This window comes from Gammaproteobacteria bacterium (genome assembly GCA_015709615.1).
GTDB lineage: Bacteria > Pseudomonadota > Gammaproteobacteria > Burkholderiales > Nitrosomonadaceae > Nitrosomonas.
Window position 1 is genome coordinate 1,117,293 of sequence record CP054179.1, and the last position, 21,040, is coordinate 1,138,332.

At 51.0% G+C, this 21,040-nt stretch carries 12 protein-coding genes; 6 read left to right on the forward strand and 6 right to left on the reverse strand.

What is annotated here, in order from left to right:
* The first annotated feature begins 172 nt into the window (after positions 1-172).
* Both HRU77_05405 and HRU77_05410 read left to right on the forward strand, forming a co-directional pair.
* A complete protein-coding gene (locus HRU77_05405; protein QOJ20181.1) occupies positions 173-1,918 on the forward strand; it encodes a PAS domain-containing protein in 1,746 nt (581 codons plus the stop codon).
* Between the two features lie 159 nt (positions 1,919-2,077).
* The gene (locus HRU77_05410; protein ID QOJ22071.1) at positions 2,078-3,097 is read left to right on the forward strand and encodes a hydrolase; all 1,020 of its coding nucleotides are present in this window, start codon (positions 2,078-2,080) and stop codon (positions 3,095-3,097) included.
* Positions 3,098-3,227: 130 nt separating this feature from the next.
* On the opposite strand, the gene HRU77_05415 is transcribed toward HRU77_05410, so the two are convergent.
* Positions 3,228-4,595 carry a tRNA 5-hydroxyuridine modification protein YegQ gene (locus HRU77_05415; GenBank protein QOJ20182.1) on the reverse strand — a complete coding sequence of 456 codons (1,368 nt, stop codon included), beginning with the start codon at positions 4,593-4,595 and terminating at the stop codon, positions 3,228-3,230.
* A 65-nt stretch (positions 4,596-4,660) separates the two neighbouring features.
* On the opposite strand from HRU77_05415, the gene dnaE reads away from it, so the two are divergent.
* Positions 4,661-8,146 (forward strand): DNA polymerase III subunit alpha, encoded by a 3,486-nt coding sequence (gene dnaE, locus HRU77_05420; protein ID QOJ20183.1) that lies wholly within the window; start codon positions 4,661-4,663, stop codon positions 8,144-8,146.
* 144 nt (positions 8,147-8,290) lie between these two features.
* Here dnaE and HRU77_05425 read toward each other — a convergent pair whose 3' ends face one another.
* On the reverse strand, positions 8,291-9,427 hold the full coding sequence (locus HRU77_05425) for a hypothetical protein (GenBank protein QOJ20184.1): 1,137 nt from the start codon (positions 9,425-9,427) through the stop codon (positions 8,291-8,293).
* A 229-nt stretch (positions 9,428-9,656) separates the two neighbouring features.
* On the opposite strand from HRU77_05425, the gene HRU77_05430 reads away from it, so the two are divergent.
* The 3 genes from HRU77_05430 to HRU77_05440 all read left to right on the forward strand — a co-directional run bounded on the left by HRU77_05430 (position 9,657) and on the right by HRU77_05440 (position 12,638).
* Positions 9,657-10,334: a hypothetical protein gene (locus tag HRU77_05430; protein QOJ20185.1), complete on the forward strand. Its 678-nt coding sequence runs from the start codon at positions 9,657-9,659 to the stop codon at positions 10,332-10,334.
* Between the two features lie 100 nt (positions 10,335-10,434).
* On the forward strand, positions 10,435-11,616 hold the full coding sequence (locus HRU77_05435) for a hypothetical protein (GenBank protein QOJ20186.1): 1,182 nt from the start codon (positions 10,435-10,437) through the stop codon (positions 11,614-11,616).
* Positions 11,617-11,651: 35 nt separating this feature from the next.
* Complete coding sequence (locus tag HRU77_05440) at positions 11,652-12,638, forward strand: hypothetical protein (GenBank protein QOJ20187.1); 987 nt, start codon at positions 11,652-11,654, stop codon at positions 12,636-12,638.
* Between the two features lie 257 nt (positions 12,639-12,895).
* On the opposite strand, the gene HRU77_05445 is transcribed toward HRU77_05440, so the two are convergent.
* The 4 genes from HRU77_05445 to gltA form a co-directional block, all read right to left on the reverse strand.
* Complete coding sequence (locus HRU77_05445; GenBank protein ID QOJ20188.1) at positions 12,896-15,271, reverse strand: fatty acid cis/trans isomerase; 2,376 nt, start codon at positions 15,269-15,271, stop codon at positions 12,896-12,898.
* A gap of 238 nt (positions 15,272-15,509) precedes the next feature.
* A complete protein-coding gene (gene odhB / locus HRU77_05450) occupies positions 15,510-16,757 on the reverse strand; it encodes a 2-oxoglutarate dehydrogenase complex dihydrolipoyllysine-residue succinyltransferase (GenBank protein ID QOJ20189.1) in 1,248 nt (415 codons plus the stop codon).
* Between the two features lie 12 nt (positions 16,758-16,769).
* Entirely contained in the window at positions 16,770-19,610 is a 2,841-nt protein-coding gene (locus HRU77_05455) for a 2-oxoglutarate dehydrogenase E1 component (protein ID QOJ20190.1), read from the reverse strand.
* Positions 19,611-19,639: 29 nt separating this feature from the next.
* Positions 19,640-20,941: a citrate (Si)-synthase gene (gene gltA, locus HRU77_05460; protein ID QOJ20191.1), complete on the reverse strand. Its 1,302-nt coding sequence runs from the start codon at positions 20,939-20,941 to the stop codon at positions 19,640-19,642.
* Between the last annotated feature and the right edge of the window lie 99 nt (positions 20,942-21,040).

Sequence of the window (21,040 nt, forward strand, 5' to 3'; positions counted from 1 at the left end):
GCGCCGGACAATCTTTAACATCAAATTCGCAATAGCATGGCAAATCAATAGGATAATTCTTACTTTCTATACGTTATATTTTTTCCAATAAAAGAAGAAACCACTGACAGAATATATTGATTTATATACCGTAAGCCTAATCTCACACAAACGATTCCCAGAAGGATAAATCATGAGACTTAATCTCCCGGTTACCAATACCGAATATCCCATTGATGATGATACGTTAATTGTATCAACAACCGATACCAAGGGTAGGATAACCTATATCAATTCCACATTTGTCGAAGTCAGCGGTTTCTCGGAAGAAGAATTGCTCGGCAAAGCACATAATATTGTGCGTCACCCGGATGTTCCCCCCGAAGCGTTTGAAGATTTGTGGGCAACACTGAAGCAAGGTTTACCGTGGACCGGACTGGTTAAAAACCGTCGTAAAAATGGCGACTTCTATTGGATCAATGCCAACGCAACACCGCTGATAGAAAACGGCAAAGTAACCGGTTATTTATCGGTTCGCACCAAAGCTTCACGTGCGGAAATCGAGCGGGCGGCTCCCATCTATCAACAAATCCTGGAAGGTAAGGCAAAAAACCTGAAAATCGAGAAAGGCCAAATCGTACGCACCGATTTCGTTGGAAAACTGCAAGCTTTCTTCAAGATGACGACCAAAAAACGCATTGCACTTGCGATGACGATACCCGCGCTCTTTTTATTGGCTGCAGGCGGCATCGGCTGGTGGGGACTGTCGCAAACACAAGCGCCCGCATCACTCGGCAGCATGATTGCCGCAGTTACGGCAATCGGCATCGCATTGATCGCTTATCTTGCCTATGGCATGGCTAAGAATACGCTGTCACCGCTAAAACAAGCCATTGATATCGCCAATAAACTTGCCGGCGGGGATTTAACGCACAAATTTTCCATTAACCGCAGTGATGAGTTCGGTGAATTACTGAAAGCATTGAGTCAAATGGGTGTCAACTTGCGCGCAACGGTACTGGATGTGCAAAAGAATGCGGCATCGGTACGCCTGGCAACCGGAGAGATCGCCTCGGGAAACCTGGATCTCTCGCAACGCACGGAAGAACAAGCTTCTTCACTGGAAGAGACTGCTTCCAGCATGGAAGAACTTACCGCAACCGTGCGCCAAAACACCGACAACTCCATTAATGCCAACCAGATCGCGATAACAGCCAGCGATATCACTGCCAAAGGCGGCAAAATGATGAATGAGGTCATCACCAAAATGTCGTCGATTAGCGAGAGCTCAAGCAAAATTGCCGACATCATCGGCGTTATCGACGGTATCGCCTTTCAAACCAATATCCTGGCGCTCAATGCAGCGGTAGAAGCAGCGCGAGCCGGCGAGCAAGGCCGCGGCTTCGCCGTGGTAGCGACAGAAGTCCGCAACCTGGCGCAAAGGAGCGCAACCGCCGCAAAAGAAATCAAAGCATTGATCGATGATTCGGTAAAACAAGTCGAGGAAGGTGCCGCATTAGTCGATAAAACAGGCAAAACCATGGATGAAATTGTAGCGGCGATAAAAAATTTAACGGCAATCATGTCGGATATTACTTCAGCATCCAGAGAACAAAACACCGGTATCGAACAGATCAACCAAGCCGTAACACAAATGGATGATGTCACACAACAAAATGCCGCCCTGGTCGAACAAGCCGCAGCCGCAGCCGCTTCGCTGGAACAACAGGCATACGAATTGGTTGGCGCTATCTCCATCTTCAATCTGTCGCAAAATAGCGCAAAAAGACCGGGTTCCGTAGTCCGCCTGGCTAACAAGAGAAACGCAGAGCTGGTCGAACGGGATGAAAACGATATCGTTCATAATAGCAGCGCAAAATTGCCGAAAAGGAAAAAAATCGCCGCTGGCGGCGGCGACAACCATTGGAATGAGTTTTAGGGAAGAATCATGACCATTCTCTGATATATCCGGGGCCTTAACCGCAATGGCCGGCGTAACAGCCGGCCATTGCTGTTTTAGAATCGGCACAAATTCGGTATATTTAGCGCAATTCAACATCGATCGATCATCCGAATGCCGCAACGAAAAATAATGCTTATGCATGAAAATGCAATCCCCAGGTACACAGGAAATTACACTGCACCCTCTTGGTTACCCGGCGGCAATCTGCAAACGCTCTACCCTTATTTCAAAAAACCGGCGCAGCTGTTTACCTACCGGCGCGAGCGCTGGGAACTCGACGACGGCGATTTCATCGATGTTGATTGGTGCGACGGCCCGGACGAATCCCCCCTGATGGTATTTTTCCACGGCTTGGAAGGCGGCTCGTCCAGTCACTATATCCTCAGCATGATCAACAGCTTGAAACGCCATCGCTGGCGCAGCGCCGTGATTCACTTCCGCGGCTGCTCCGGTGAACCGAATCGTTTATCGCGCGCGTATCACGCCGGAGATTCCACCGAGATTGATTGGATGCTGCGGCGCATCACCGGTCAGACCAAAACAAAGGAATCAGCTCAACCGGTGTATGTCATGGGGGTTTCACTGGGCGGCAATGCGCTATTGAAATGGCTAGGCGAGCAAGGCGAACACGCCCGGGAATTCATCGCAGGCGCCGCAACCGTATCCGTGCCGCTTGATTTGGCGGCTGCCGGTTCAGCTCTGGACAAAGGGTTTAATCAAGTATACACGCGCCATTTCCTGGATACGCTGAAAGAAAAGGCATTCGACAAGCTCCAGCAATTTCCCGGCTTATTCGATGTTCCAGCACTGAAGAAATGCGCTTCGATTTATGATTTTGACAATATCGTCACGGCTCCCTTGCATGGATTCCGCGATACCGACGATTACTGGCGGCAATCCAGCAGCAAGCAGTGGCTGCCGCATATCCGGGTTCCGACGCTGGTGATCAACGCGCGCAACGATCCGTTCATGCCGGCGTCGGTGCTGCCGTCGCAGGCTGAAGTCTCGGGCGATGTCACCCTGGAATTTCCAGAGGAAGGCGGACACGCCGGATTCATGCAAGGACCGTTTCCAGGAAAACTGGATTGGCTGCCGCAAAGAATCCTCGGTTTTTTTCACCATCAGTGCCAGCAAAGCGCCTTAGGGAAGTTCTGAAAAAGGTAGCGGGCGACGATCAGGCAAGGCGAAATCGGGTAAAAAAAGCGCAGTTTACGAAAAGTAAATGAGCATTTTGAGCCCGATTTCAACGTGGCATGATCGAGCGTAGTAGCTTTTCGGTGCTTCCTCAGAAAAACCGCGTAACGAAAGCACGCTCCATATTCCGGGCTAACGGTATTTTGACGCGATGGCCGCTGCCAGGCGCGATTTGCACCGGCCGCCCTGCAGTATCCAGCATCTGCGCTAATTCGACAATCTGATTGCCGGATGGGTGAATGATCTCGAGACGATCACCGACCTGAAAGCGATTCTTCACCAAAATCTCCGCCATACCGTTGGCTTCATCGAAACCGGTGACATCGCCGACGTATTGGCTGCGGTTGGATTCCGAATGCCCGCGCAAATAATTTTGCGTTTCATGGGTGCTGTGGCGCTGGTAAAAGCCGCTGGTGTAACCGCGATTGGCCAAGCCTTCCAGCTCGCCCAGCAGCGCCAGATCAAACGGTTTATCGGCCACGGCGTCGTCGATCGCTTTACGGTAAACCTGCGCCGTGCGCGCCACGTAATACAAAGACTTGGTGCGCCCTTCGATTTTCAGCGAATCCACGCCGATCTTGACCAGCCGCTCGACATGCTCGACCGCACGCAAATCCTTGGAATTCATGATGTACGTGCCGTGTTCGTCTTCCATGATCGGCATCAATTGGCCGGGGCGTTCCTTTTCTTCGATCAGATACACTTGATCGGCCGCCGGATGCCGTTCGACCGGTCCGCACCCGCCGGACAGGGCGGATTGCTCCGATTGCTGCATCACCTGACCAAAATCGAAATCGATTTTCCCGATCTCCTGAATATCGCCGCTCGGATTTTCTTCGGCGGGTTTCACTTTGTAATCCCAACGGCAGGAATTGGTGCACGTGCCCTGATTCGGATCGCGGTGATTGAAATAACCCGACAGCAAGCAGCGCCCGGAATACGCAATACACAATGCGCCGTGCACGAAAACCTCCAGCTCCATATCCGGGCAAAGATCGCGAATCTGCGCCACTTCATCCAGCGACAATTCACGCGACAAAATCACCCGTGTCAGGCCGATTTTCTGCCAGAACTTGACACCCATATAATTCACGGTATTGGCCTGTACCGACAAATGAATCGGCACCTCCGGCCATTTTTCCCGCACCATCATAATCAACCCCGGATCGGCCATAATCAGCGCATCCGGTTTCATGGCAATAATCGGCGCCATATCGTCCAGATAAGTCTTAATCTTGGCGTTGTGCGGCATGGCGTTACTGGCCACTAAAAATTTCTTGCCCAGGGCGTGCGCTTCGGCAATACCGGTTTTAATTTGTTCCAAGGCAAATTCATTGTTACGCGCCCGCAGCGAATAACGCGGCTGTCCGGCGTACACCGCATCGGCGCCGAACGCATAGGCGATGCGCATTTTGTCCAAGGAACCGGCTGGAAGTAAAAGTTCTGGTGATTTCAACATAAGGTAAAATAACGTTCGATTAATATTAATCAATGACAGCGTCAGCGGATCTGAATTGTAACACCATGCCAACCCACCCTGCTTTCATTCACTTGCGGCTGCACAGCGAATTTTCCATTCTGGACGGCACGATCCGCATTCCCGACGCCGTTGCGAAAGCGGTAGCGGATCACATGCCGGCATTGGCGCTGACTGATCTCGCCAATCTATTCGGCTTGGTCAAATTCTACCAAAGCGCCTATAAAAACGGCGTCAAGCCGATTCTCGGCTGCGATGTCTGGATCACCAACGAATCCGACCGCAACAAACCGGTCCGGTTGTTACTGCTGTGCCAATCGCATGCCGGTTATTTGCTGCTGTCGCGCTTGTTGTCGCGCGCCTACCGCGAAAACCAATATCACGGCCGGGCCGAAATCCGAGAATCGTGGCTGCATCCCGATGAGTCGGGCACACAAGGATTGATCGCACTGTCCGGCGGACGCTTCGGCGACATCGGCCTGGCCATTTTGCAGAATAATCCGCAACAAGCGGAAGTTCAGACCCGTAAATGGGCCGATTTGTTTCCCAATCGTTTTTATCTCGAACTCCAGCGCGACGGGCACGCTAACGAAGCCATGCTGGTGCAGCAATCGCTAGCATTGGCGCGGAAATTCGATTTGCCCGTCGCCGCCACGCACGCGGTGCAATTTCTCAATGCCGACGATTACCGCGCGCACGAAGCGCGGGTGTGCATCGCCGAAGGTTACACGTTGGAAGACAAGCGCCGTCCGAAGCATTTCACCGGGCAGCAATATTTCAAAACCCAGGAAGAAATGGCGCAATTGTTCGCCGACATCCCGAGCGCGCTAGCCAACACCGTGGAAATCGCCAAGCGTTGCAACTTGGTATTGGAATTGGGCATCAACCGTTTGCCGCTGTTTCCAACGCCGAATAACGAAAGCCTGGATCAGTATTTGCAAGACCAAGCGGCGGCTGGCCTGCACGAGCGCATGCTGCACCTGTTTCCGGACGAACAAACACGCGCCGGTAAGCTGCCAAAATATCAAGCGCGCCTGGAATTTGAAGTGAACACCATCATCCAGATGGGATTCGCCGGGTATTTTCTAATCGTTGCCGACTTTATCAACTGGGCCAAGCATAACAACGTGCCGGTCGGCCCCGGGCGCGGTTCCGGTGCGGGTTCGCTGGTGGCGTACTCGCTCGGCATCACCGATCTCGATCCGCTACGCTACGATTTGCTGTTCGAGCGTTTCCTGAACCCGGAGCGGGTATCGATGCCGGATTTCGATATCGATTTTTGCCAGGACCGGCGTGAACTGGTGATCGACTATGTCAAGCAACGCTACGGCACCGGCAAAGTGTCGCAAATCGCCACCTTCGGTTCGATGGCGGCAAAGGCGGTGATCCGCGACATCGGCCGGGTGATGGATTTGCCGTACAACTTCGTCGATCAGCTCGCCAAGCTGGTGCCGTTCGAAATCGGCATGACGCTGAAAAAAGCGCGCCAGCTCGAACCGCAACTCAACCAGCGCGCCGCCGAAGAAGAAGACGTGCGCAACCTGCTGGAACTGGCGGAAAGCCTCGAAGGCATCACGCGCAACATTGGCATGCACGCCGGCGGTGTGCTGATCGCGTCGAGCGAGATCACCGACTTTTGCCCAATTTACTGCACCGAATCCGCCGATTCGGTCGTTAGTCAGCTCGATAAGGACGATGTCGAAAAAATCGGTCTGGTGAAATTCGATTTTCTCGGTCTGCGCACGCTGACGATTCTCGACCGCGCCGTGGGCTATATCCGCCAATTGCATCCGAACGACGATCCGTCCGCCCCGCCTTTTTCACTGGAAACACTGCCGCTTGATGACGATGCGACCTACGCGCTGATGCGCAAAGGCAATGCAGTCGGCATTTTCCAGTTTGAATCGCGCGGCATGATCGACCTGTTGCAAAAAGCCCGGCCGGATCGTTTCGAGGACATCATCGCGCTGGTGGCCCTGTACCGCCCCGGCCCGATGGATCTGATTCCGGAATTCATCGACCGCAAGCACGGCCGGAAAAATATCGAATATCTCGATCCCCGCTTGGAGCCGATTCTCGGTCCCACCTACGGCATTATGATTTATCAGGAACAAGTGATGCAGATCGCCCAAGTGATCGGCGGCTACAGCCTCGGCAGCGCCGACTTGCTGCGGCGCGCGATGGGCAAGAAAAAAGTCGAAGAAATGGCGCAGCAGCGCGACATTTTCGTCACCGGCGCAGTCAACAACAACTTAAGCGAGGATAAGGCCACCGAATTGTTCGGTTTGATGGAAAAATTCGCCGGTTACGGCTTCAACAAATCGCATGCCGCCGCTTACGCGCTGATCGCATTCCAGACCGCGTACCTGAAAGCGCATTACCCCGCCGAATTCATGGCGGCGTGCATGTCCGCCGACATGGACGACACCGACAAGGTGCAGATTTTTGTCGAAGACAGCATCGCCAACGGCCTGACGATCCTGCCGCCGGACATCAACCTGTCCGCTTACCGTTTCATCCCGGTCGACGGCAAAACTATCCGCTTCGGTCTCGGCGCCGTCAAAGGCACGGGAGAATCGGCGGTTAATTCGATCATCGCGGTGCGCGAACAGGGCGGCCCTTTTACCGGCTTATTCGACTTCTGCAACCGCGTCGACCGGCGCATCGCCAATCGCCGCGTGATGGAATCGCTGATCCGCGTCGGCGCGTTCGATACCCTTGATGCCAACCGCGCCAGTTTGATGGCTTCCGTCGGCATCGCCATCGAATCCGCCGAACAACAGAGCCGGGCGGTCAGCCAGGCCAATTTATTCGGCGCAAGCGACGGCGAGCCGCACCTGCAAGCGCAACCGGCAGCGGCGGAACCTTGGACCGACCGGGAAAAACTGCGCCAGGAAAAAATCGGCCTGGGTTATTATTTCAGCGGTCATCCATTCGATACCTACGCGCCGGAACTGAAACGCTTCATCCGCACCCGTTTGGACCGGCTGAATCCCAGCCGCGAACCGCAACTGATCGCCGGCATCATCCACTCGCTGCGCGTACAAATGACACGCCGCGGCCGTATGGGCGTCATCAACCTGGACGACGGCAAAGCGCGCCTCGAAGTGGTCGTTTTCAGCGAACTGTTCGACGCCAACCGCACCTGGCTGAAAGAAGATCAACTACTGATCGCCGAAGTAAAAATCAGCAACCGTAACTACAACGGCGAAGAAGGCGACGAACTGCGCATCACCGCCGAACAGCTGTATGATTTCGCCGGAATCCGCTCACGCTTCGCCAAGCAACTTAAAATCCACTGCGACGCTTCCACCATCGGACAAACCGCCAGCCTCAAAGCTTTACTGACGCCCTTCACCCCCCAAGCGCAAAAACCGTATGCGAACTACTGCCCGGTCACACTGGTTTACCGCAACGACCTAGCCAGTAGCGAACTGGAATTGGGAAACGACTGGCGTATTTATGTGCACGACGATTTGCTGCAATCGTTGCAGGCGCATTTCAAGGATGGGAATGTTGAGGTTGGTTATTGAGTAGAAGAAAATACTTATGCCAGGAAAAACGTTCAAAGAAGCCATGGAATTATTTACCGGCAATGATGATGCGGATGGAAAAAATAAACACAGCGCCACACAACGAATCGATTTTACTTGTGCAACCGACTATCGGTATTTTTCCTACAGTGAACGAGTGGCTATCAGTGCCATGCGCACCAACTCTGTCATACGGCGAACTCCGGTTTTTTGCCGGATATGCTGAATGTGAGAGCGTATCGTCGCGAGGCTTACATTTGAACTTTGTGCGATTTCTTCGGGTGTGGCATCTTGCATCAGACCGAGTAAAACTTGTTGCTCAGACGCTGTCATATTAAACAAAGTGCAAAATGCGCGAAGTGTCTCTTGTTTGATTTCCTGGTTTTTTTCGATCAAAAGTAAATAATGCGCATGATGAGTTAATGGCCAAATCGCCGCTTCTTTAAGCGGTGTTAAACGCGCATGGTGTGTTTCTTTGATTGTACCGAGTTGCGTGGAGGTGAACACGATTTCCGCATGATGCCCACGATTCACCAATGCAATCGCTTCCTCAATGCTTGGGCTTGCGTGATGCCCGAGTGCAATGAGGCGTTCATGCCTGATTTTGATTAAACCCTGATGACCACTTAAAAGCCGCGTTGCAGCAGCATTGCATTTTATGATTTTTCGATTTTCATTTAGCACGAATAGAGCGTGACCGATCGAATCGACAATGGATTCTTCCAATACATTTTTCTGCTCTGAAAGTTTGAGCTGGGAAGTGATACTAAACGCGCGATTGAGATGGTGTGCGAGATGGTGCAAATTCATCCGGTCGCTTTCTTGGAAGCTATTCTGGCCGACGCCGCGAAAAAAACAGAGTATGACTTTCGGTGTATTGGGATTGTCATCCCAAAGATTGGTGGAAAGCACATCGCTGATGTTTTGTTCCGCTAACCATTCGTTATAAAAAGTACTTTTCAGAAAACTGCGCCGATCCACCAGCATGCCGCCAGTAAGTGTCTTGCCCCCGCCATTCAAACCCTTATTGATACCCGCTTGCACCCAGATATCATGCTCTCGCCAGTAGCTTCGATAATCTTTGCCGTAGTCGCTCGGAATATTCTGACTGAGTAAAAAAGGATTATCGTAATTCTGCACTTGTAGACCGATCATATTAATCGCACTGGCATTGAGATAAACGCTCAGTCGGTTAAGCGTATCTTTCCATTTGACCGGATTAAGCGCCGATTCATAAATAGCATCCACCAGTGCCTCATGCGTAGGTCTGTTGTTATTCATCGTGACTCCCCTATCACAAATTTTCCTACAAAACAACATCAGAATTGATGATGCGGAGCATATCATAGTATTGAGAGAATGGTTTTTGATTTAATTGATGATGTATAGAAGAAAGATACTTAAGGATTGAGTCCGTAAACTGCTGTAAAAAATTAGGCGGTAGCCATCACTCCGACTCGGTAAATTAAGAATGACATAACCAAAAACAATTTAAAGGAGAATATTAATTATGAAATCAAAGCTGTCACAGATACTCTTTACATTTATTATTTTGTTTGGCTTTTCAACGACAACTATAGCTACACCCGAAGCGCCAACACTAACATATTCTATTAATGGCCTCACAGTAACCGCTTCTTGGTCCGCCGTTCCAAATGCAACTGAATACAAGCTTAGTTATGCTCCTATTCCTTACACAGGTGAGGCATCTATTGGCAGTTTAGATGTTGGGAATACCACTAGCTTTTCTGCCACCCTGTGGGAAGGAGCAGCTTTTTATATTGCGGTTCAGTCAAGCGATGGAAAAGGTTTTAGTAATTACTCCAATATTGAAAGCGTTACACTTGTTACATCACCGGATGATCTCACCGGAAACTGGAATATTACTGAAACATCAGGTCCAAATAATTGTGGAGAGACACAAGGTGTTTTGAGAAGCTATGTGGGTTCGATCAATCAAACAGGGACATCAATTACCGCATCATTCGGCGGTGGGGCCTTCAGTGGTGAATTAGCAGGTAATACAATCTCCCTATCAGGTAGTATGCCAGAAGATGGTGGAACGACTTCATCCAAAATGAATATCTCTATTCTGTCAACTAATTCACTATCAGGATCAATATCTTGGACATGGTCTGGTGGCGGAGAAAGCTGCTTGGGAACAAGTTCAATTATTGGTTCCAGATAAAAAAGTGAGGCTATGTCATTTTGCCCGCAATTAGCAAACCACTATGTGAATTACTAGAGGAGAATAGAGAGAAATGAGGATTTTTCAGATTAGTTTATATATGTCTATTACTTTGTTTGTTTCTGGATGCATGTCTATCCCGGGAACAGGTGTTTCGATAAACGATCTTGTTGCACACACTGAAGATACGAAAAAAATTTATTCTCAAATGAGGAAGGAAAGTAATCACTTTTCGTCTTTCTACGATGCTTTATCAGTCGCCAACAATGATGGTGAAGGTGTTGCATTTGAGATTATTCGCTCCCCTGTTTTACAAAATTTAAGTTCTCACATTCATGAAATATCCCAAAATAAAGAACCCACAAGAAAAAATATTTCTCCGGGTGATTTCATAGCATTTGCAAAGCTGTTGGCAAAAAATCACAACGACTTATTGTCCGATCTTGAAAGGATCAATCTTGCTCAGAGTAAAGCTGTAGAGGAATTGTCTTCATTATCAATTAAGCCAGAAGATAGGCAAAAAAAGGATGAGCTTGAAAATAGGATAAGAAAGCTTGGAGTTTGGGGATTCCCTATAAAAATGGATAATAAGGAAATTAGCGTATTAGGAGTTCCAGACAATGCTCACGAAACTAATTTTGCAAAAATTTTAATACACTACCTTAAGAAATATGGATCAGGTGAGTTTGTTGATCGACAAGGAATCAATATTTCGAAGCCTAAAATCACATCAAGCGGTATTAGTGATGAAGATATCCAAGGTTTAGCGACAGTTTTCTTCGAAGCGCTTTTTGATGCGTGGCTGGGCACACCCGTTTTTTATACTCTCCAATATAAAGTGGAGCCGGTATATCATCCTGAAGCAGATATATCTAAGAAACCAGGAGAAATTCAAAACGGTATCTCAATTAAAGAATATAAGCGGATTTACTTTTCTGAATACTTTGCCAATAGTGAAGATGAACCAACAGCTAACAAATTTGTAACGAACTTAGAAATCAAAGATCAAGAAATCAATAAAGAAGAAGCCAAGTGTATCAAACGAGTCTCAAAAATAGCAGGTAAGCAATCAAAAGCACTGACTGGAATTACCCTCGGCTTTCTCAGCAATGTCAATATCAGTTTCATTTTAGGCGCCGATTTCGCGATTGGAGATAATAAAACCTTAATGCATCTTGTACAAACTGTCGCTGAGGTGACAAGTCGCCGGTGGGTAGAACATGCAACCTGGAAGGTCTTAGCTAAAAAAGATAAATCAATTTGGTGTGATTATGGATTATGAGCATAAGACTTAAATCAATTAGGGATCTCTAGACCATGCTTAGAATCATTACATTAACACTACTGATTCTATCCGGATGCAGCGCAAACCCTGCAAAATCTCAAAAGGATGAAAGCTTGATTATCAATGAACAACGTACCGATGTACTTTTTGTGCCCGGCATGGGGATGGGATTGTGGGCATCAATAATGCCCACAAAGTCTGAAGCGGAGAATTACCGGGAATGGAAAGAATTCAATCAGTTGCTCAAGGAGAATGGATTTAATCTCAAGGTTGCGGAAATTCCTGCGATGGCATCAGTAGAGGAATTATCAAAAGCGCTCATAAAATATATAAGAGAAGAGTTTCCTGCTGATCAAGGCAGGAAATTTCATATTGTCGCAAAAAGTATGGGAGGGCTGGCTGTGCGGAAGGCTTTGGCGGATACTGCCAAAAACAATACGCACTTATCCAATCAAGTCATTACATTCACAACCATTTCAACGCCGCATCAAGGCTCGCCGATCGCCAATATGCTCAAGGAAGAAGAAGCTTGTACTCCTGAAGGAAAAATTTTGATGTTTTTTTCTCCACTTTTTTCTCCGCTTAAAAAACTCTTTAGTCATAAAAAAGGCTTTGGGTTTGATGCTGCGAGCGAGGATCTAAGACCGGGTTCCGATGCGCTAAACGCGCTAAGAGCAGAAGACGATTCGAGTATGGAAGGGCGTGCCTTTAGCTTCGGCGCCAGTTTGAATTGTGATGCTGCGTGCAGATCCGAGTTCCATGATAGAAAAGAACCTTTTTCAGAAGTCCTGGCATGCTGGCATGACAAGCTCGTTACTGACGGCCACGGAGAAAACGATGGTTTAGTACCGGTGAAATTCGCAACCTACGCTTACAGTAAATATGTTGAAACTTTCGATGGCGATCACATCGCAATTTCTGAAGAAGATCCTTGGTATAAAGGAGAGCCAATCTGGCAAAAGGTTTTCTCTCGGGTTTTGGAGAATATCAAAGAATTTGAAGCGGCTGCGTCAAAATGAGAGCAGATTCTTGCGGATGCTGATCAGCGGCCTAGTAAGGTTTGTTTCTGACGAGATCGTAATCAGCGATTGCCGCCACTTACCGGTCACTTTCCCATTGTTTCCACTCAGCAAAATTGACATAGCATCCTGCGAATATTCCAGCGCTTCCTTCATGCCACCAGCGACAACACCGTTTTGCAGCGATATAAAATGCGATGGCCGCAGGAAGCACTGGAGAATTCATGGGCCGGGCCGTATGAACCCAACGTATAATCCTAAAAATTCTCATAGCGATTAATATCGAAGATACCGGAAATCAGGGGTTCCCGCTCTTTCTGCCAGGCCGTGATATCGTGCAGAATTTCCCAAAACTGCGGATGCGTGCGCCGCACGCCCCATTTGTTGACAATGTGTTCGAAGTGTTCTTCCTTTTCAGCTGCGCCCAACAACGATGCAAAGTTTTCGATATCCGCAGCCGGCACATCGAAAATGAAATTCGGATAACTGCCGGTAATGTCGGGGTATACGGTTAGGCGGTCTTTTTCCGGCTGATACCGCAATTCCTCGCCCAGTATGAATGCGACGTTGCTATGCGCACGATCCCGTAGCAAAGTATAGACCGTGCGATTATCCTTGCCGTGCTTGACTCGCACGAAGGTCACTTCCGGCAAGCGGTTGACGCCAGCCAGTTCGGCCGCTGGGCGGGCGGCGATGGCGGATAACGCTTGATCCGCTTTTTGTATCCACAGTGGCTGATCCGAACGAGCGCACTTCTCCACTTGGCAACGATTGACCGGATCGTTCGCCATCGCATTAACGGATTCAAAACGCTGGAGGATTCGCAAAGCAAGCTCTTGTTTCGGATTTTCGCTTGTAAAGCTTTCCGCCGAGGGCGATACATCGTCGATTTTTTCGTAAAAAATTCCGTATTTCAGTTTGCCCGAGTGCTGATACCAATCGTGTAGTATGACCGAGCGTTGGCCCTCCGGCATTAAGCGCAAAAAGTTGTGCTCCGAGCTATTGCGGATCAGATCGAAATACAGCCGGGTCAACAGTTGATGCGCGACATTGCCGAACACGTTGTAATTCACTACCAGTATGTAGTAAGTGCGCTCCAGCAACGGATAGTCCATCAGCCACAATGTCTGCGGAATATCACCGATCAATCCCCTGGTAACCGAGGCGCTATCGTAGTGGCGGGCGATGGTCAACAAGGCATCGCTATTCCGGCCGTCGCCATCCCAGACATGATCCAGCGATGCGCCGCCGGGGTATTGCATGACATACTGACTGCGGCGTTGCGCCAGATAGTCGTTATGATGACCGAGATACCGGAACCATTCCTCGCCCATCGCCAGCAGATCGTCGTTTTGCCCGGGCATTTCCAGCAGCGGAATGGCTTGATGCTGATAAGCGTTATTCGTGATGAAAGGATCGGACTCCGGATTTTGGAATAAAACCCAAAAACGGTCGCGTATCACGTCGGTGGCGATCTGGCCGCGGCATACCGGTCCGTGAATGACATTCCTGATATAGTATTCGGCGTTGTCCAGCATGAAACGGTAACGCGCGTACGCCGGAATGGCTGCAAACGTGGCGAACGGATTGACCCGTTCCGCATAGCTGTACCCCGGCAAATCGCCCGTCGGCCATTCCTGGGCAAAAAATAATTCATTGATGCGGCGTTGTTTAGCCTGATTAAGCGAATACGGAATCCGCCGTTTGTGCAGAATGCTGCCGCTGATCGGGCGTATGCGGTAGAAAAATGGCTGTTCGGAGTCGTCATTGGGAAATACCGTGGGGATTGGAATGATATCCCTGCCGGGTGGTGTCGATGAGCGGATTAACTCAAAGAACCGCAGCTCCCCATCCAGATCCGGAAAATACAGCGTCGCCATAAACAGGTGCTCGTACAACCAGCGCATCACCAGTTTGCCGCGATCATCAGTGCGATTGAAAAACGTTTCCCATTGCTGAATGGATGCTTTCTCACCCTTAGTCAGCATCACCGATTCATCGGTGACCACCGCGCCTTGCTTGACCCAGCCAGCCAGCAGCGCATATTCCTGATCGCTGAGTCCGGTAACGGCAAACGGCATACCACTGAGTGGATACTCGTGCGCATAATCTGAAAATTTCTCGCCGGTGACACATTGGTTTTTCCGGGTAACCCCCAATTCAATCGAGTCCGGTATCTTGCTATTTGGCGGAAACGGATACTGTTTCGCCAGTGATATCATCCCTGCAATTAGAGGCTCGGACTGTGCATTATGAGACTGCAGAATCGAATGAAAGCCGCGCTCACGCCATCCTGAAACAGTCAATTCGTCAATACCTAGCCGGGTGGGCGACAGAGCCTCAGCCCGCGCACCAACATAAATTGATTCGCGGAAAGCGCCGCGCTGTAATCCTTCGGCGCTCTCCAGCTTGAGCTGGCATGGCGCGTCGAAACAGCTATGACACGACAAGCATTTGGTTTCCAGAATGGGACGGATCTCGTCATGATACGAGACCGTTCTTTCCACGGCAGCAGGTAACGCAACCGGCGTCGGTACTTGCTGGCGGGGAGCTATCGGGTTGTTGCCGCCTTGGCAGGCGGACAACAGAAAAAATAAACAAAAGAAGAAATTGGCTGGGCGGAATAATTCCATGAAAATCCCCGGGATATGAATTCAAAATATTATTTCGCCACTTACCGCCACAGGGATCGCCGAAGTTGCCGGTAGCGCAATCGATCTACAGTGTGTTCTTGATAAACCCGGCAATCCGGATTCATGAAACCGGTTTCACCGGAAAAACAACGTATAAATCATTGAGAAGAATGAAACCCCGATCACGTTATCTGGAGGAATATGCGAGCCTAAAACAAGGATCCATTCTTGTTTCTTATTACTTTTCCAGCAACGGACTCATCGGATACTCCAGCGCCTCCTTCATCGCGACCAGCGACAACACCGCTTCGCGGCCGTCGATGATGCGGTGATCGTAGGATAACGCCAGATAATTCATCGGCCGGATGACGATCTGGCCGTTTTCGACCACCGCGCGTTCCTTGGTGGCATGAATGCCGAGAATGGCGCTTTGCGGCGGGTTGATGATCGGCGTTGACAGCATTGAGCCGAACACGCCGCCGTTGGTGATCGAGAATGTGCCGCCGCTCAGTTCTTCGATACTCAGTTTGCCGTCTTGCGCACGCTTGGCGAAATCGGCGATTTGCAGCTCGATTTCCACCGTCGACAGTTTGTCGGCATCACGGATGACCGGCACGACCAGTCCGCGCGGACTGCCGACGGCGATGCCGATATCATAGTAATCGTGATAAACGATCTCATTGCCTTCCACCGAGGCGTTGACGATCGGATATTTTTTCAACGCGGCGACAGCCGCCTTGACGAAAAACGACATGAAGCCGAGCTTGACGCCGTGTTCTTTCTCGAACTCTGTTTTGTAGCGCGCGCGCAAGTCAATGATCGCTTGCATATTAACTTCGTTGAACGTCGTCAGAATTGCTGCGGTCGATTGCGATTGCACCAGACGTTCGGCAATGCGCTGACGCAGCCGCGACATGGCGACACGCCGTTCGGTGCGCCCGCCCGTTACAATGCCTCCGGCGCTACTGCCGGTTCCGGCTTTCGCAACCGCTGCGGTTCTGCTATCCATGTACGCTTGCACGTCTTCCTTGGTGATGCGACCGCCGAGACCGGTACCCTTGATCGCCGAGGTTTCCGTGGTTTTCAAGTTGTTTTCTTCCGCTAGTTTGCGCGCTGCCGGCATCAGCATCGGAATTGCGGTATCGACGGCTTCGGTACCTGATTTTTCAGCACTGGCCGCAGCAGGTGCTTGCGTTTGTTGACCGGCGGCCGGCGCTTGAGCTTCCGGTGTTGCGGTAGACGCGGACGCTTCCGTTTCGATCATCGCAATCACTTCGCCGCTGACCACGGTAGCGCCATCGCCTTTCAGCACTTTGGCCAGCACGCCGGCGTTCGGCGCCGGCAATTCCAATACGACTTTGTCGGTTTCGATGTCGATCAGATTTTCCGACCGGTTGACATACTCTCCTGCTTTTTTATGCCAGGAAATCAAGGTAGCCTCGGCTACCGACTCGGATAATGCAGGAACTTTGACTTCAATCAGCATGGCGCCCTCGTGCTAAATTTTTTCTCGGAATGCTGCGACGATTAATTCTCTCTGCGTCAATTTGTGTCTTGCCGTGTAACCGACCGCCGGAGAAGCCGACGACGCCCGCAGCGCATACGCCAGCACCTGATCCGCTCTCATATGGCGCAGCAGATAATGCTGGATGCGATGCCATGCGCCTTGATTGCCCGGTTCTTCCTGACACCACACCACTTCCTTGGCGTTGCCGAAGCGGTCGATTTCAGCCTGGAATTCCTCGTGCGGGAACGGATAAAGCTGCTCCAGACGGATGATGGCCATATCGCGGATGCGCTGTTCGTTGCGGTAAGCAAGCAGTTCGTAGTAGATTTTTCCGCTGCAAACGATCAACCGCTTGATGGTTTGCGGATCCAATGCCTCCACTTCCGGAATGACCGGATAGAAATGGCCGTGCGCCAATTCGTCCAGGCTCGATGCCGACTCCTTGAGCCTCAACATGCTTTTCGGACTCATGATGATCAGCGGCTTGCGGATCGGACGGATCATCTGGCGGCGCAGTGCATGGAACATTTGCGCCGGTGTCGACGGCACGCACACCTGGATGTTGTAATCCGCGCACAATTGCAGATAGCGTTCCAATCGCGCCGATGAATGTTCCGGCCCCTGCCCTTCGTAACCGTGCGGCAGCATCATCACCAAACCGCACAAGCGCCCCCATTTGGCCTCGCCGGAGGCGATGAATTGGTCGATCACAACCTGCGCACCATTGGCGAAATCGCCGAACTGCGCTTCCCAGATCACCAACTCGTTCGGCTGCGTGGTGGCGTAACCGTATTCAAACCCCAGCACGGCTTCTTCCGACAGCATCGAATCAATGACAACAAAATCCGGCTGCTCGGGGTACAGATGGCGCAGCGGCACATAAATACGCTCGTTCTGATCCGCCGCGACCTGATCGTGCAACACGGCATGGCGGTGAAAGAAAGTGCCGCGCCCCGAATCCTGTCCGGACAATCTGACCGGATAACCTTCCTTCAGCAGGGCTGCGTACGCCAGATTCTCCGCCATGCCCCAATCCAGCGGCAATTCCCCTTTTCCCATCAAACGCCGATCGGCAATGATCTTTTCCACGCGCGCATGCAGCTTGAAACCCTCGGGAATATCCGTCAACCGCAAAGCCAGCTGTTTCAACGTTTGCAGCGCGACACCGGTTTTAACTTTCTTATTCCATTTGAGCGGCCCGATAAAAGGTTCCCAATTGATAGCGTACGGCGACTTGTAGTCATAGCAAACGGTCTTATTCGGATTGTCGCCCTCATCCATCGCATCGCGGTACGCTTGCACCAAATGCTCCGCATCTTCCGGTTTGATAATCTGTTGCGCGATCAATTTATCCGCATACTTTTTGCGCGTACCGGGATGCTGGTTGATAATTTGATACATCCGCGGTTGCGTCACCATCGGTTCATCCTGCTCATTGTGACCCAGACGGCGGAAGCACACCATGTCGATCACGACATCCTTGTGAAACCGCATGCGGAAATCGAACGCCAATTCGGCGACCATCAGCACCGCTTCCGGATCGTCGCCGTTGACATGAAAAATCGGTGCTTCGATCATTTTGGCGACATCGGTGCAATACAACGTCGAACGGCTATCGCGCGGGTCTGACGTGGTGAATCCGATCTGGTTGTTGATGATGATATGCACAGTACCGCCGGTGCCGTAACCGCGAGTTTGCGACAGGTTCAACGTTTCCATCACCACACCCTGCCCGGCGAAAGCGGCGTCGCCGTGAATCAACACTGGCAATACCCGGTCGCCCAGTTTGTCGTTCAGCAAATGCTGGCGCGCGCGCACCGACCCCTCGACCACCGGATTGACGATTTCCAGGTGCGAAGGATTGAACGCCAGCGCCAAGCGCACAATGCCGTCGGCAGTTCTGATCGTGGAAGAAAATCCCTGGTGATATTTCACGTCACCGGACGGCAAAGCCTCCGGTTGTGTACCTTCGAATTCGCGGAACAAATCGGCAGGCATTTTCCCCAACGTATTTACCAGCACATTGAGCCGGGCGCGGTGCGCCATGCCCATGACAATTTGCTGCACACCGGCTTTTCCGGCGCGGTGAATCAGGCAATCGAGCAGCGGAATCAAACTTTCGTTGCCTTCTCCGGAAAAACGTTTCTGCCCGACATAGCGCGTGTGCAGATATTTTTCCAATCCTTCCGCTGCGGTCAAGCGTTCGAGAATATGGCGTTTATAGTCGGCAGAATAGTCCGGGTTCGAACGTTGACCTTCCAGCCGTGCCTGAATCCAGCGTTTTTGTTCCACCGAGGAAATATACATGTATTCGGCGCCGATTGAACCGCAGTAAGTTTCCCGCAGAATCTGCAATATTTCCCGCAACGACGCATGCTCCGGACCGACCAATGAACCGGTATTGAACACCTTATCCATATCCGCTTCGGTAAAGCCGAAATGCGCCGGATTCAATTCCGCCACATCCGCATGCTGTTTCAATCCCAACGGATCGAGCTTGGCTTGGTTCAAACCGAGATAGCGATGCATGTTGATGAGTTGCAACACGGCCACTTGCTTACGCTCGTCGGTATCCACGCCAACCACTTCAGACAATGCGGTTTGCGCTTCTATCGCGGCAGGTTTTACGCCGGCAGCCGCAGGCGTCTCACCGGCTGGAATTTGGCCTTGCTTGATCGGAACAGCTTCCGGCTGCTTCGCCAGCCGGTCAAAATATTCACGCCAGGCGAGCGCGACCGAGTTGGGATTATGCAGATACTCGTCATAAACCGCCTCGATAAATGCGGCATTCGCGCCGGACAATAGCGTATCATCCAATAACGGCTTGTTCATAGAATAGGCGGCCTGAAATCAATAAACGGCTATTTCTTGCGATACGAATCGGGTACGTCGCGCATCGTCGTACCGGTGTACAACTGGCGCGGACGACCGATTTTATGATCGGGATCGGATACCATCTCGCTCCATTGTGCCACCCAACCGACCGTGCGCGCCATGGCGAAAATCGCGGTAAACATGCTGGTCGGTATGCCCAATGCGCGTTGCACGATGCCGGAATAAAAATCGACGTTGGGATAAAGTTTGCGCGAAATGAAGTACTCGTCTTCCAGTGCAATTTTTTCCAGTTGCAGCGCCAGCTTGAACAGCCGGTCATTCTGCAATCCCAGTTCGTTCAGCACTTCATGACAGGTTTCGCGCATCAGTTTCGCGCGCGGATCCATATTCTTATACACCCGGTGGCCGAAGCCCATGAGCCGGTAATTACTCTCTTTATCCTTGGCGCGCCGGATGAATTCATCGATGCGCGACACATCGCCGATTTCTTCCAGCATGTGCAGGCACGCTTCGTTCGCGCCGCCGTGCGCAGGCCCCCACAAGCAGGAGATACCGGCGGAGATGCAGGCAAACGGATTGGCGCCGCTGGATCCCGCCAAACGCACCGTCGAGGTGGATGCATTCTGCTCATGATCGGCGTGCAGAATCAGGATACGATCCAAAGCGCGCACGATCACCGGATTGGCTTCGTATTTATCGGTCGGCACGGAAAACATCATGTGTAGGAAATTTTCCGCATAACTCAGGCTGTTTTGCGGATAAACATAGGGTTGACCGATGTTGTATTTATACGCCATGGCAGTAATCGTCGGTAATTTCGCGATCAAACGGAATGCCGACTGTTCGCGGTGCGCCGGATCTGAAATATTCAACGAATCATGGTAAAACGCCGACAACGCACCGACCACGCCAACCATCACCGCCATCGGATGCGCATCGCGGCGGAAACCGCTGTAAAAACGCACCAGCTGCTCGTGCAGCATCGAGTGGTTTTTAATCGCGGCGTCGAAGGTTTTTTTCTGTTCGGGTGCGGGCAATTCGCCGTGCAGCAATAAGTAGCACACATCAATGAAATCGCAATGCAGCGCCAGTTGCTCGATCGGATAGCCGCGATACAGCAGAATCCCTTTGTCGCCATCAATGAAGGTGATCGTAGAACTATTGCTGGCCGTCGACACAAACCCGGGATCGTAAGTAAACATACCGCTTTGTGCATGCAGCTTACGAATATCGATGACATCCGGACCCATGGTTCCCGATAAAACCGGTAGCTCGATAGGCGCACTGCCATTGTTCAGATTCAGCGTCGCTGTGCCATTTTGTGCCATATGACTTCTCCACTTAATGCGAATGATTGATTAGTATGCACTGTTTCAGGCTCCGGAATCACCAGAATACCGCCGGAAACCTAAGGGAGCTCTGAAAAA

Coding starts and splice junctions, on each gene's coding strand:
- HRU77_05455 (QOJ20190.1), bottom strand. CDS start 19,610: ATGAACAAGCCGTTATTGGATGATACGCTATTGTCCGGCGCGAATGCC.
- HRU77_05435 (QOJ20186.1), top strand. CDS start 10,435: ATGTCTATTACTTTGTTTGTTTCTGGATGCATGTCTATCCCGGGAACA.
- dnaE (QOJ20183.1), top strand. CDS start 4,661: ATGCCAACCCACCCTGCTTTCATTCACTTGCGGCTGCACAGCGAATTT.
- gltA (QOJ20191.1), bottom strand. CDS start 20,941: ATGGCACAAAATGGCACAGCGACGCTGAATCTGAACAATGGCAGTGCG.
- HRU77_05425 (QOJ20184.1), bottom strand. CDS start 9,427: ATGAATAACAACAGACCTACGCATGAGGCACTGGTGGATGCTATTTAT.
- HRU77_05430 (QOJ20185.1), top strand. CDS start 9,657: ATGAAATCAAAGCTGTCACAGATACTCTTTACATTTATTATTTTGTTT.
- odhB (QOJ20189.1), bottom strand. CDS start 16,757: ATGCTGATTGAAGTCAAAGTTCCTGCATTATCCGAGTCGGTAGCCGAG.
- HRU77_05445 (QOJ20188.1), bottom strand. CDS start 15,271: ATGGAATTATTCCGCCCAGCCAATTTCTTCTTTTGTTTATTTTTTCTG.
- HRU77_05415 (QOJ20182.1), bottom strand. CDS start 4,595: ATGTTGAAATCACCAGAACTTTTACTTCCAGCCGGTTCCTTGGACAAA.
- HRU77_05405 (QOJ20181.1), top strand. CDS start 173: ATGAGACTTAATCTCCCGGTTACCAATACCGAATATCCCATTGATGAT.
- HRU77_05410 (QOJ22071.1), top strand. CDS start 2,078: ATGCATGAAAATGCAATCCCCAGGTACACAGGAAATTACACTGCACCC.
- HRU77_05440 (QOJ20187.1), top strand. CDS start 11,652: ATGCTTAGAATCATTACATTAACACTACTGATTCTATCCGGATGCAGC.